Source organism: Methylomonas sp. ZR1 (genome assembly GCF_013141865.1).
Lineage (GTDB): Bacteria > Pseudomonadota > Gammaproteobacteria > Methylococcales > Methylomonadaceae > Methylomonas.
The window spans coordinates 3,913,639-3,927,141 of record NZ_RCST01000001.1 but is presented as its reverse complement, the minus strand read 5'-3'; the positions used below and the strand labels follow the sequence as shown (position 1 = coordinate 3,927,141).

The window sequence follows — 13,503 nt, the reverse complement described above, 5'->3', positions numbered from 1 at the left end:
GCGAGTGATCTTTAGCGCTGATATTTAAGCCGTCGGCGTATTCGTAAATTCGGGGACCAACTGCTTCAAACCGGCCAACAGCTGTTGGTTATCGTAGCTCCTGCACTGCTTCTGCAAATCCTCAATCTGTTTAGCCCATTCCACCGAGTCGTAGAGTCGGGCTTTGGCCAGGCGCAATTTCGCATGGCTGGTTGCCATTAATTGTTCCTGATCGTGGAATAATTCTTCGTAGAGTTTTTCGCCGGGCCGCAAGCCGACAATCTTAATGGCAATGTCTTTATTCGGGACTTTGCCGCTCAGGCGGATCATCTGCTCCGCCAGGTAAGTAATTTTGACCGGTTCGCCCATATCCAATACAAACACTTCGCCGCCCTGGCCTATGGTTTCCGCTTGCATGATGAGCTGGCAGGCTTCCGGAATCGTCATGAAGTAGCGGGTAATATCCGGATGCGTGACCGTGATGGGGCCGCCGGCCTTGATTTGCTCTCTAAACAGCGGCACGACGCTACCGGCCGAATCGAGCACGTTGCCGAAGCGTACCGTGGTAAAGCGGGTGTTGCCGGTCTGATTCAGGTTTTGGCACAGGATTTCCGCCGCCCGCTTGGTGGCGCCCATCACGTTGGTCGGATTGACGGCTTTATCGGTGGAAATTAACACAAAGCGCGCCACTCCGGCGGCAATCGCCGCTTCCGCCAGGATCTTGGTGCCGATCAGGTTGTTATGCACCGCTTCGCGGATCTGATTTTCCAGCAAAGGCACATGTTTATAAGCGGCGGCGTGAAACACGATTTCCGGTTTTTGCCCGGCAATTAATTGCTGCACCGCAACGGGATCGGCGACATCGCCCAACACGGCTTGGTGCGATAACTCCGGAAACAGCCGATTCAAGTCGGCGTTGACTTTGTACAAATTAAACTCGCACTGATCGAATACGATCAGCTTGTGCGGCTGGGCTCTGGCCAATTGCTTGCAAAGCTCGGAACCTATCGAACCGCCGCCGCCTGTCACCAAAATGACTTTGCCGTGTAGATGGTTTTTTATGCCGGGCCAATCCAGCTTCACCGGCGTGCGGCCCAGAATATCTTCAATAGAGACGCTGCGCAGATTGGCGGTGGTGACCGCGCCGCTCAGCAGTTCCTTAACCGACGGCAGGGTCTGAAAATCCACAGAGCAGTTTTCGCAGATTTCCACGATACGGCGCATTTGCTGATCGCTGGCCGACGGCACGGCAATCAGCACCGTTTCGATATTCCAGCGTTCGATTAACTCCGGAATTTGCTCGACCGTGCCGGCGACGCGGATGCCGCGAATTTCGCGCTTGTATTTACCATGGTTGTCGTCGACGAACACTATCGGCACATAATCGCTATCGACATTGGCTAATAAATCTCTCACCAGCATTTCGCCGGCGGAACCGGCACCGACGATCAATGCGCGCTTACCCACGCGCTCGGCAAACGTCTGTTCCTTCCAAAAGCGATATACCAGACGCGGAATGCTGAGCAAGGAAAACAGGATCAGCACGTAAAGGGGGACGACCGAACGCGGCACGCCGTGTAGGCGGTCGTATAAAAACAAGGCGGAGGCAATAAAAAAAATCCCGGTCAACACCGCTTTGCCGATGCGGATCAGGTCCGGCAGCGAGGAAAACCGCCAAACGCCGCGGTACAAACCATACACCCAGAATAAACTGACTTGGATGGCTATGACCCAAGGCAGGAACAATAAGGCCGAATAAAAAAATTCGTCCGGGATGTTCTGCAGATTAAAGCGTAGCCAGTAAGCGCCAAACCAGGCCAGCGGGATCATGGCCAGGTCGTGTAAGAAAATGGTGGTGCGGGAGCGGAATCTTAAAGTCACGAATTAACCAACTCGGATTGGCCGGCCTTAAACCGGTAAGCCAGATAGATTAAGGGCAGATAAGCCACGATAACGCCGGCTAAAGCATGGCTGGGATGCTTGAATATCCATAGGGATATAGGCAGCAGCCAACCGCAATTAATTACCCAGCTTGCCAATAACACCGGTAAATGCCCGTAACGCTTGGCTGCATGCTGATAGGTATGCGAGCAATGCGCCGCGTACCATTTTTGTCCGCTGAACATTCTGACCGCCAGGGTATAGCTGGCATCCACGATAAACGCACCGAATAAAATCAGCCCGCAATACAGCAGCACGGCGGCCTGTTGTGCGGCCAGTAAAATTAATAAACCCAGCAACAGCCCTATAAAGCCGCTACCGACATCGCCCATGAAGATTTTCGCTTTCGGCCAATTCCACAGCAAAAAGCCGCCGCAAGCCGCCGCCAAACTCAAGGCAACACCGCATAAGCTTTGGTCGATAAAAAACAGATAGCCCGCCAATGCCGAGGATACAAACAGCGCTTCCGACGCGGCAATGCCGTCGGTACCGTCCATGAAATTGAACAGGTTTAAGGCCCACACCAAAAACAGTGCTCCCAAGGGGTAGCCCAACCAGCCTGGATTGACGCTTAAGCGCCCGAAGAGAGCGTCGAATGGCGCGGGGACCAATACCACGGGAAGGCCGCCCAACAATTCCAGGGCGATGATCGCCGCCAGCAAATGCGTCAAGAAACGCCAGCGCGCGGCCACTTCGCCGTGATCGTCACAAAAGCCGATAGCGGCTACCAATAGCGTGGAGCCCAGCAAGGCCAGGGATGTGCCAGTCAGTTGCCGGTCAAAAAACAACCAGAGCATCGCCACGCTGAAGGCCAGCACGATAGCCAAGCCGCCGCCGCGCGGGGTTGGCACGCTGTGTGAGCTGCGTTGGTTGGGAATGTCCAGTACCTTGTAAGTTAAGGCGTAACGGCGAATCAGGCCGGTCAATACGGCGGCGAGCAGCAAGGTAACAGTAGAAAGCAGTAGCACGCTGGATTTAACTTAGATGGCGAATAATATCGGGCAGGGCTTTCCAGAGAGTTTGGCGAGGTTGAAAACCCAATTCGCTGGCGATTTTAGCAGACGAATACCACGCCGAACCGGTTAATTTTTCCAGGCTATCGCTATCGATGGGAAAGCGTCGCCCCGTCAGCCGGCCAAAGCCATCGCCCAATTTGGCTAAACTGGTTAACAACGGCATCGGTATCGACCAGGCGACAGGCCCCTTGCCGAGCGCGGCTCTGATCGCGTCGTAAATCTGCCGGGTGGAATAACTTTGTTGATCCGTGACGATATAGACCTGCCCGGCTGCTTCGGGATTTTCTGCAGCCAACAATGCCGATGCCACCACATCATCGACATGCACCATGGAGCGCTGGTTACCGGATTCCGGTAGCGGCGGGAATATGCCGCGGCGAATTGCGTGGATCATGCGCGGCAGATTGCCTTTCCCGGTGTCGCCGTAGACCATGCTGGGCCGTAACACCACAGGATGCGGGACGTAGCCGCCGTTCAGCACCAGTTGTTCGGCTTCGTATTTGGACAAACCGTAGGGATCTGAGGCGGGGGCGTTGACCGTTTCATCCATGGCTTGTCGGCTAGTCTGGCTGACGGCTTTGACGCTGCTGAAGAACACAAAGGCTTTCACTCCGGCCTGTTGTGCGGCTTCCAGCAGTTTGCGCGTGCCTTCGGTGTTGATTTGCCGGTATTCGGCCTCATCCTGCCGACTTTCCGCCAAGGCGTGGGCTTTGCCGGCCAGATGAAATATTACGTCTATTCCGGCGCACAACTCCGGGGGGCAAGCTCCCGGTGCTGCCAAATCCAAAGCGATGTTGTTCTCATCATTCCCCGTGCGACTACATGTTCTGATCGTATAACCCTGATTGACCAAGGCTTGGCATAGGTGCGCGCCGATAAAACCGCTGGCACCGGTGACGAGGGCCTTAGTCATGCTATATGTTGGCGAAAAGACATAATGATTGGCAGCGATTTAAACGGACGGCGAGAGTACGTAAGTTGAGTTATTGCTTGCTGCCATGCTCTGCAAACACTTCATACTTACCTTCCTTATCGAAGGAAACCACCTTGTACGCATCTTGCTGCCCGCCCATTTCCATGCCGGGGCTGCCCATCGGCATGCCCGGCGCGGCGATACCGACTATGTTGGATTTGCTTTGCAAAAGCTTTTGAATATCGGTAGCAGGCACATGGCCTTCGATCACGTGGCCGTCCACGACCGCAGTATGGCAGGACGCCAGCTTCTCAGGGACACCGAAACGGGCTTTGATGGTTTCCATGTCATCGCTAACCATGTCGTTGATTTTAAAACCGTTTTGTTTGGCATGTTCCAGCCATTTACCGCAACAACCGCAAGTGGGGCTGCGATAGACTGTCATTTCCAGCGGCTTGCCGGCTTCCTCGGCGGACAGGCTTTGGCTGCAAGCCGCCAGTAATAAAACGATTAGTTTTGCTGCTCTCATAAATACCTCTTTATTCGCCGTGTAGTGTAACGATGATAGTGCGATTGCCTGCATGATTGCGATGCTCACATAGATAAATGCCCTGCCAAATCCCCAAGGCCAATTGGCCGTCGCTGATCGGAATGCTCAGCGAGCTGCCTAAAATAACGGTTTTAATATGAGCGGGCATATCGTCCGGCCCTTCGAGCGTGTGGCGGTAGTATGGTTCATTTTCCGTTACCGCTCGGGAGAAATAACTTTCCAGGTCTCGGCGCACGTCCGCGTCCGCGTTTTCGTTGATTGCCAGCGATGCCGAGGTATGTTGCAAAAACACATGCGCCAAGCCGATTTCAATTTTATCCAGCTCGGCTAGCTGGCCGACGATTTCCCGCGTGATCAAATGAAAACCGCGCGGTTTTGCGGCAAGCTGGATGCGTTTTTGAATCCACATGGCGAGAATGTTAAAAATTGATAAATGCTGGAAATTTGGATGGCTGCAAATTATTCAGCGAATCGTAAAACTCCGCCATTGGTCCTCTAATCCCGGAGCAATACCGCAAAGTTGAGGTAGATAATTCCTTCTCCCTCCGGGAGAAGGTTAGGATGAGGGAGATTAAAATCAATTATTTACACCCCTCACCCCAGCCCTCTCCCGGAGGGAGAGGGAGGCGTAACTTAGCGGCATTGTCCTTAAGTGTAAATGCCCTTATTTATCGATGATATTGCGGACTCAATTCCCGCACCGCATCGACCATGGCCTTGACGTGTTCCGGATTAATGTCCGGCAAAATGCCGTGACCCAGATTGAATACATGTCCCGAGCCATTGCCGAAACCTTGCAGCACTTTGCCGACTTTCTCGCGGATCACTTCCGGTTGCGCATATAGCGTGATCGGGTCCATATTGCCCTGCAACGCCACCCGGTCGCCGACTCGGGCGCGCGCTTGGCCGATGTCGGTTTGCCAGTCCAGGCCCAGTGCGTCGTAACCGGTATCGGCCATCGCTTCCAGCCACAGACCGCCGCCCTTGGTAAACAAAATGGTGGGGATTTTCTTGCCATCGTGGCGGGTATTTAACAGCTCGCGAACCTGCCGCGCATAGCGTAGCGAAAACTCCAGATAATCGTCGTGGCTGAGCATGCCCCCCCAGGTGTCGAACACCATCACCGCATCGGCGCCGGCGGCGATTTGCGCATTCAAATAAGAGGCGACCGATTGCGCCAGCTTATCCAGCATTTGGTGCATGAGTTGCGGTTGTTCGAACATCAGGCTTTTTACTTTCTGAAAGCTTTTGCTACTTTTGCCTTCCACCATGTAGGTGGCCAGCGTCCAGGGACTTCCGGAAAAACCGATCAATGGCACTCGCCCATGCAGATTGGTTTTGATCAAGCGCACTGCGTCGATCACGTAGCGCAATTCGGCTTCAGGATCGGGAATCGGCAGTTTGGCGATGTCAGCGGCGGTTCTAACCGGGTTTGAGAATTGCGGGCCTTCACCTTCGGCAAACGACAAGCCTAGGCCCATCGCATCGGGAATGGTCAGAATGTCGGAAAACAAGATGGCAGCGTCGAAATTAAAACGTTCCAGCGGTTGCAAGGTCACTTCGCAGGCCAGTTCCGGATTGGTGCATAGCTGCATGAAGCTGCCGGCCTTGGCGCGCACTTCCCGATACTCGGGTAAATAACGTCCGGCTTGGCGCATCATCCAGACCGGTGTGCGCTCGACAGGCTGTCTTAACAGGGCTTTTAAGAATAAGTCGTTTTGTAAGTTGGTCATTCGTTTGATTGGGGGTGAGAATCAGCGGCGGCTTTCTTTTTGTACGGCCCGGAAGCGCTTTTCCATGGCCTGCTTAAATTCGCCGGGCATCACGGCTTTAAGCTGGATCGCTTCGGCGGCGGTTTGAAAAGAGCCGTAAATTACCACGTATTTTTCCTGTTCGCCTTGTTTGATCGGATAGAACTTCAGGCCGTCGCGGTAATCGGCGTATTTTTTTTGGAAACGTAGCGCCGCATCTTTACTGGACAGTACCATGACTTGCAGCGTGAAGTTGCCGGCCGGTTGCGCCATTATCCAGTCCTGGTCGCTGCCTTCGAAGGCGGGTTTGGCAGGTTTACGTTCCACGGGCTTGGTCGCGGCTTGGATGGGCGGCGGCTCTGCTGCAGGGATTGGCTCTGCGACAGGCGTTGCTGGTTTTTCCGGCTGCGGCTCGGGTTTAGGTGACGCCGGGCTGGTGACGGTTGCTGCTGCACTGATAGTTTCGCTGGCAACAGGCTGGCTTGCCGGCTGTTTTTCCGTGTTATTTGGAACAGGATTGGCCGGCTTGGGCTTTTCCTGAACGGGGGCAACGGCGACCGCATCAATAGGTGGTGACGGTTCCGGCTCGGTAGCTTTAGGTTCGGGCAATGCTGCAACCGGGATTGGTGCTATTGGTATCTCATTTGCAGGAACCGATGGCTCTACGAGTGCAGGTGTTGCCGGAACGGGCAGGCTTTCGATCACAAGCTTGCTGGTGTTTTCGCTTTGGCTGGCAAGCGGCGCATTGACGGAGGGCTGTTCAATAATCCTGTCCAGCGGTAATAAAGATTGCACCGCATAGCCGGCTCCGGCTAAAACGCCGGCGATTGCCAACCATAATCCCACCTTGCTGCGTTTTTGGCTTTGGTAATTAGCCCATTTAGGCAATTGCGCCAGAATTTTGCCGGGGATGCCGTTGCTGGCGCGGTATAAATCCTCGATCAGGCTGTCGCTGATGGCGTTGAATGACACCACCGCGCCCGGTTGCGCCGACAGGTTTTGCAAATACTCGCCGCATTGCTTTTTGCTGAGCGGCGGTAGTTCGATGAAATGACATTCTTCCACCCGTTTGTCGGTACCGCTTTTGATGTGGAATTGATCGTGATTCATCGCCAACACCAGTCGCAAACCCGGTAGCGATTCGGCAAACTCGATCAGCATTGTGATCAAGCCGGGCACCAAGTTGCCGGCATCGTCGATCAACAGCACTACTTTTTGTTTGGCGCATTTGTCGCGCAATGCGCTTAGATCGAAAGCCGAGGCTTTGGCGAGGTTCAGACCGCGTAACACATCGTTGATCAGACTTTCGAAGCTGGAGTCTGCTGAGGCAGGCAACAACACGACCTCCCACATATCCTTGCGATTTTGCCTGACAGCCTCCAATAACGTGGTTTTACCGATGCCTTCCGGGCCACAGACGATCAGAGATTGCTGCAAATTGGCCAGCAAGTGCAGCAGCAAATCCAGCTTTTGCGAGCGCTCCAGCGTTATCAAGGCCCGTTCGGTATTGTTGACCACGGAGCGCTTTTGGTAACTGTAAGTCAGGTCGTCGTTATCCAGCATAGCTGTTCAAGGTTGCCTGCAATTGCGCCAGATCGACGTTGACGGGGAGAGAGGCTTTGCCGACCGCTTCCAGCAAAATCACCCGAATTTTGCCGTCGACATTTTTTTTGTCCACGGCCATCAAGTCCACATATTGTTCGGTCGTCATTTCCTTAGGCGGTGTGACGGGCAAATTGGCGGCCTTGAATACGGCGATAATGCGCTCGACGTCGGCATCGTTCAGCCAGCCCAGGCGCCGCGACAAATCGGCGGCAAAACAAGTGCCGATAGCCACCGCCTCGCCATGCAGATAATGACCATAACCGCTGCCGGTTTCGATGGCATGGCCGAAGGTGTGGCCTAGATTTAGCGTGGCGCGCACACCGGATTCGAACTCGTCTTCGCCGACCACTTCCGCTTTATTGATGCAGGAGCGCTCGATGGCATAAGCCAAGGCGTCTTTATCGCGCGCCAGCAATTTTGACATATTGGCTTCCAGCCATTCTAAAAAGCCGGGGTCGCGGATCAGACCGTATTTAATGACTTCCGCCAGGCCAGCCGAAAGTTGTCTGTCGTCAAGAGTATCCAGCACGTCAGCGTCGGCGATGACGCATTGCGGTTGATAAAACGCGCCTATCATATTTTTACCCAGCGGATGGTTCACGCCGGTTTTACCGCCGACGGAGGAATCGACCTGAGCCAATAGAGTGGTGGGGATTTGGATAAAGGCGATGCCGCGTTGATAACAGGCCGCCGCAAAGCCGCCCATGTCGCCGATCACTCCGCCGCCCAAGGCAATTAACGTGGCGTTGCGGCTAAATTTTTTGGCGAGCAATTGATCGAAGACTTTTTCTAAATATTCGAGCGTTTTGTATTGCTCGCCGTCTGGGAGAATGACTGCTTCGACTTGATAGTCGCCGCCCAATGCCGTCTGCAATTTGGCCAGATAAAGCGGGGCGATAGTCTCGTTAGTAACGATCAATACCTGCTTGGAGCGAATATGTTTAGTCACCAGTTCCGCCTGGGCCAGTAAGCCGGCACCAATGTAAATCGGATAACTTCTGTCGTTATTTAGTGCAACTTGCAATTCTTTCATGATCTTCTAAAGCAGCCTGATATTGCTGCAAAATGGTTTTAACCACGGTTTTAGTGGGCAGTACGCCGGAGTCGATTTTAAAATCGGCGCATTCGGTATACAGCGGGTCGCGTTGCGCCAGCAAGGTTTGCAGGCGTTGTCTGGGGTTGTCGGTACGTAGCAGCGGGCGTTGCGTATCGTGCTTGGTGCGGTGCAGGATTTTGTCGATAGAGCAATGCAGATACACGACAAAGCCGTTTTCCTTTAACGCAGTCCGATTTTCCGGCATTAACACCGCGCCGCCGCCGGTAGCCATTACTATCCCTTGCAACGCCGATAAATGACGGATCACGGTTTGCTCGCGCATCCGGAAGCCTTCTTCGCCTTCGTAAGAGAAGATCGTCGGAATATCGACGCCGGTGCATTCCTCGATGACTCTATCGCTGTCGTAGAACGGCCATTGCAAGGCTTTAGCAATCTGTTTGCCTATGGTGGTTTTACCCACACCCATCAGGCCGATCAAATAGATATTTGCCGCTGGTTTCATTGCATTGGCTGGTTTCGCGCATTAAAAACCGGAGCATTATGCCCACTTTTTGCAGGGAGTTAAATTTTAGATGCCGGGCGTTAGCTTTTGAAGGGCTCTAAAAATTAAAGGAATCCCCTTCTATCACGGGAGAAGGAGGGGGTGAGGAACATAAAAATAGGAAATTCACCTTATTTAATTCTCCTCACCCCAACCCTCTCCATCAGGAGAGGGAGTTTATTGGTCAACTACGCCCGACATTGCCCAGCCTCGTGCACCCATGCAGTCGTCAATCAGGAGAGGGAGTTATTTTTACTGTATCTCTTAACTCAAGAAAAGTCAGATGAATGGCTTCCATCACGGCAGATATGTCTTGTAAAACCTCGTGATTCCAAAATCTCAACACTCGATACCCCAGCTGTTGTAAATACTGACTTCTGTTTTGATCGTATTCCTGTTGCTCGGCATGCTGCCCGCCATCAACTTCAATTACCAACTTGGGTTCCAGGCAAACAAAATCAACGATGAATGGGCCGATAACCTGCTGTCTACGAAATTTACAGCCCAACAATTGCCGATTTCTGAGCTGTTGCCAAATCACTTGTTCTGAGTTGGTTTGATTTTTGCGTAGTGAACGGGCCAATTCTTTCATTGCAAAAGCCTTTTTTGGATTCCCTCACCCCAGCCCTCTCCCGGGGGGAGAGGGAGTTATCTTTCCGATCTAGATGGGGCGATCCTAATTTAGTCTAGCTAATAAAAATACCGGTATTCCCCCTCTCCCTCATGGAGAGGGCTGGGGTGAGGGGAGTTAAAAGTCCCGGCAAAATTAAATTTTTTACCCCTCAAGCTAACTAAACCCGGATTAACGCAAACACTCAACCAAACTGCGCCGCTATCTGCCCCTGAATTTTTTCCGCCATCGCTTTACGGTCGGCCGCATCGCGGATGGGTCTGCCCACCACTATATAGTCCGCGCCGTTTTGAATGGCCTGTTCGACGCTTACCGCACGTTTTTGATCGTCGTCTTCGCGGTTGTCCACCGGCCGGATACCGGGAGTGATGACCAGCAGCTTTTCGCCCAACTGTTCCCGAATCATCGCCACTTCCAGGCCGGAGGAAACAATGCCGTCGCAGCCGATTTGCAAAGCGCGTTTGGCGCGGGATAACACCAACTCACGCACATCGCACCGAAAGCCCAAGTCGTCCAAATCGCCGCGATCCAGGCTGGTTAACGCGGTGACGGCCAAAACCTTTAAGTCGCCTTTCGCTGCTGCTGCCGCTTCCATGATGGAATCGTTGCCATGGATAGTGGCCAGGTCCACGCCTTTATTACTCAGTGCTTTAATGGCGCGGCCCACCGTCGCCGGAATATCGAAAAACTTAAGATCGACAAACACTTTTTTATCACGTGCCTTTAGCCATTCAATAAAACCGAAATAATCACCCGACATGAACAACTCCATGCCTACTTTGTAAAAAATCACCGCATCACCCAACTCTTCGACCAAGGCTTGCGCCTCGGCGATGCTGGACACATCCAGGGCCATGATCAGGCGCTCGCGGACAGGAATGGCTTTAGCTGATATGAAAGAATCTGACATAGGAAATTATGAAATAGTCTGTTTACTTGGTTAAGGGTGGCGTTTTTATTGGTGAGCTTGGCAAGACCTGCTAAAGTGGCTTGCAAGCAACGTTGAATTTTCAGTCGGCATTCGAGTACCAAATGCTGCGCTTGCGATGTCGCTAAGAATTAGTGCCTAGCGGTTTACATGCCGCCGCAGGCGTTTCATTAAGCTTTCATTAAGCTGAAATAATTTTGGCTTAAAGTCCTATAATCAGGCAGGCAAATGATCCACTCATTAAGCTAACCAGTATATTTGATATGAATCAGTTTCGCCCAAAAGGATTTATCAGGCCGCTACAGCCCGAATTGCAAAGCATTAAGCGGGCAATGGACACCGCGTTGATTTTTATCACGCTATACATCTCTCTGCATATTTATGGCGAGACGTTCAGTCGTGAATACCTAGGTTTATTCATTGTTTGCACGGTGCTGTTCGGTATTTTCGCCGAGCACCAGGAAATCTATCACGGCTGGCGGGGCGATCCCCTGTTTGACGACGCCGTACGGATATTGTTGTCGTGGATAGTGGCCTTTGCGCTGATTGCCAGCAGTTTTTTCGTGTTCGACCTTGGGTTTGAATACTCGCGGCAAGTATTGGAGCTTTGGCTGCCGCTGGCACCGCTCAGCATCATCATGCTGCACTCGCTGCGCCGCTCGACGTTGTCTTATTTGCGGATGCACGGGCTTAATACCCGAAACTACGCAATTTTGGGCGGCAATTCATTAGGTAAGCGCCTAAACGCCGCATTGACCGAAATGCCGTGGCTTGGATACAGCTTTGTGGGATTTTTCGACGACCGAATCGAGAACAAGCAGCGCAGGCAGGATGAAGACATGGTCGACGTCATCGTTGGTGACTTTAAAGAGCTATTGGAAAGAGCGCAACGCGGAGAAATCGATCATATCTACATCACCCTTCCCCTGCGTGCGGAAAAGCGAATCAACCAATTGATTCGAGAGCTGGCCGACAGCACCGTGTCGGTCAACATTGTCCCGGACTTTTTTACCTTTAACCTGATGCAGTCTAAACTCAGCAGCGTAAAAGGGATACCGGTGGTCAGCGTCTTCGATACGCCGTTAAATTCGTCGCTGGACGGCGCGGTCAAACGCCTTGAAGATTTACTGTTGTGCGCGATCATCTTACCGATTATCGCGATACCGATGCTGATCATCGCCATTGCGATCAAAATTACATCGCCGGGGCCGGTCATTTTCAAGCAAATGCGTTACGGGGTTAAGGGTGAGCAGATTGAGGTTTGGAAGTTTCGATCTATGTCGGTCTGTGAAAATGGCGACAGCATCAAACAAGCCACGGCCAATGACAGCAGGGTGACGCCGCTAGGCAGTTTTTTACGGCGCACTTCGCTAGACGAATTGCCGCAATTTCTAAACGTATTGAGCGGCACCATGTCCGTGGTTGGCCCACGGCCCCATGCAGTGGCGCACAATGAATACTACCGCAAACAGATCCAGGGCTATATGCTGCGGCACAAAATGAAACCCGGCATCACAGGCTTGGCGCAAATCAGCGGTTGTCGCGGCGAAACCGAAACCATCGACAAAATGGAAAGACGGATTCATCACGACCTGGAATACATCCGCCAATGGTCTGTGATTTTGGATTTAAAGATTGTGGTATTAACTATTTTTAAAGGATTTGTGGGGCAGCAGGCTTATTGACTAAAAGCTCCTCTCTTTTGAAAAAGGAAAGCTATTAAGTTTAGCCTCCTCTCCTTGCGGGAGAGGGTTGGGTTGAGGGGAATTAAAAAGGAAGCTCTGACTAAGTCCTTAGATAGGCTCACCACGAACAGTATTTTATTAATTCCGGTCGGGGTAACCTGTCGAACCACCTGTACTCTGAGGGGCTGATCGGAACCAAATTGTTTAGAGCGTCCTAAGGTGAGTTATTCGTTTTGGTTCCCTAACCCCAATTTTCCATTTTGTGCCTTTTGGGTATATATGAAGGCAATGTAGTTAAGTTAAGAGTTGAATATGTTGTAAGATCGAATTTATTCGACCTTTGGCGCCCATAGCGAGAATAAATTGGCACCTACAAGTTTTAGTTAGCGGCATTTAGTATGAAGGGAGAAAAGGGTTCTTTAATTTTTAAGCGGACCTTTTCATAAGCTTTAATTCTACTTTGTCAGATTTGGGGTATCACATTGCCGAAGGTCGTTATTCCGGCATGGATTGCCGGAACCCAGGCTCCATGGATGGTTAGAAGCTCGCCATTCATAACGCTGGATACCCGCTCTTGTGACCTTTGGGTGTCCCAGCGCGGATATGACGGACTTCCTTCTAATCTGACCAAGTAGAATTAAGAATGCCCAACAGAAATCGGTAGCTGGAGTGTGGGGGCCAAAAAAAATGAACCAAGGACATCCAAGGCCAATAGATGGCGCTGCCACATAAGGACATAAACCATGCGATTAACGCAACAACAAGCCGACATCTTAAAGAGCATTGCCGCTGACGTGTATGGAGCGCAAGCAAGTTTGCAAATTGTTTGGCCCTAGTACAAATGATACTAGACGTGGCTGAGACATAGATTTGTGGGAACCTCTAAAAATCTCCTCTCCCTCCGGG

The 13,503-nt window shown here is 52.1% G+C and carries 12 protein-coding genes; 1 reads left to right on the top strand and 11 read right to left on the bottom strand.

The window, feature by feature from the left end; all coding sequences use genetic code 11:
• Positions 1-24 precede the first annotated feature (24 nt).
• The 11 genes from DDY07_RS17815 to pyrF all read right to left on the bottom strand — a co-directional run bounded on the left by DDY07_RS17815 (position 25) and on the right by pyrF (position 10,894).
• A complete protein-coding gene (locus DDY07_RS17815) occupies positions 25-1,860 on the bottom strand; it encodes an SDR family NAD(P)-dependent oxidoreductase (protein ID WP_171696858.1) in 1,836 nt (611 codons plus the stop codon).
• Entirely contained in the window at positions 1,857-2,888 is a 1,032-nt protein-coding gene (locus tag DDY07_RS17810) for a glycosyltransferase family 4 protein (RefSeq protein ID WP_171696857.1), read from the bottom strand. Before DDY07_RS17810 ends, DDY07_RS17815 begins: the two co-directional genes overlap by 4 nt.
• A 7-nt stretch (positions 2,889-2,895) precedes the next feature.
• Positions 2,896-3,849, bottom strand: coding sequence for an NAD-dependent epimerase/dehydratase family protein (locus DDY07_RS17805; RefSeq protein WP_171696856.1), 954 nt, complete (start codon positions 3,847-3,849; stop codon positions 2,896-2,898).
• A 70-nt stretch (positions 3,850-3,919) separates the two neighbouring features.
• Positions 3,920-4,378, bottom strand: coding sequence for a DUF411 domain-containing protein (locus tag DDY07_RS17800; RefSeq protein ID WP_171696855.1), 459 nt, complete (start codon positions 4,376-4,378; stop codon positions 3,920-3,922).
• 10 nt (positions 4,379-4,388) lie between these two features.
• Positions 4,389-4,808, bottom strand: a complete 420-nt coding sequence (locus tag DDY07_RS17795; protein ID WP_064008716.1) for a secondary thiamine-phosphate synthase enzyme YjbQ — start codon at positions 4,806-4,808, stop codon at positions 4,389-4,391.
• A 259-nt stretch (positions 4,809-5,067) separates the two neighbouring features.
• Positions 5,068-6,132, bottom strand: coding sequence for a uroporphyrinogen decarboxylase (gene hemE / locus DDY07_RS17790; RefSeq protein ID WP_171696854.1), 1,065 nt, complete (start codon positions 6,130-6,132; stop codon positions 5,068-5,070).
• Positions 6,133-6,153: 21 nt separating this feature from the next.
• Positions 6,154-7,713, bottom strand: coding sequence for an AAA family ATPase (locus tag DDY07_RS17785; RefSeq protein WP_171696853.1), 1,560 nt, complete (start codon positions 7,711-7,713; stop codon positions 6,154-6,156).
• Complete coding sequence (aroB, locus tag DDY07_RS17780) at positions 7,703-8,788, bottom strand: 3-dehydroquinate synthase (protein ID WP_171696852.1); 1,086 nt, start codon at positions 8,786-8,788, stop codon at positions 7,703-7,705. The genes DDY07_RS17785 and aroB overlap by 11 nt, the downstream gene beginning before the upstream one ends.
• A complete protein-coding gene (locus DDY07_RS17775) occupies positions 8,760-9,314 on the bottom strand; it encodes a shikimate kinase (RefSeq protein WP_171696851.1) in 555 nt (184 codons plus the stop codon). The genes aroB and DDY07_RS17775 overlap by 29 nt, the downstream gene beginning before the upstream one ends.
• A gap of 268 nt (positions 9,315-9,582) precedes the next feature.
• A complete protein-coding gene (locus DDY07_RS17770) occupies positions 9,583-9,945 on the bottom strand; it encodes an endonuclease domain-containing protein (RefSeq protein ID WP_171696850.1) in 363 nt (120 codons plus the stop codon).
• A 223-nt stretch (positions 9,946-10,168) separates the two neighbouring features.
• Entirely contained in the window at positions 10,169-10,894 is a 726-nt protein-coding gene (pyrF, locus tag DDY07_RS17765; RefSeq protein ID WP_064008710.1) for an orotidine-5'-phosphate decarboxylase, read from the bottom strand.
• Between the two features lie 281 nt (positions 10,895-11,175).
• Here pyrF and DDY07_RS17760 point away from each other — a divergent pair, with 281 nt between their 5' ends.
• Complete coding sequence (locus DDY07_RS17760) at positions 11,176-12,597, top strand: undecaprenyl-phosphate glucose phosphotransferase (protein ID WP_253734530.1); 1,422 nt, start codon at positions 11,176-11,178, stop codon at positions 12,595-12,597.
• Positions 12,598-13,503 lie beyond the last annotated feature (906 nt).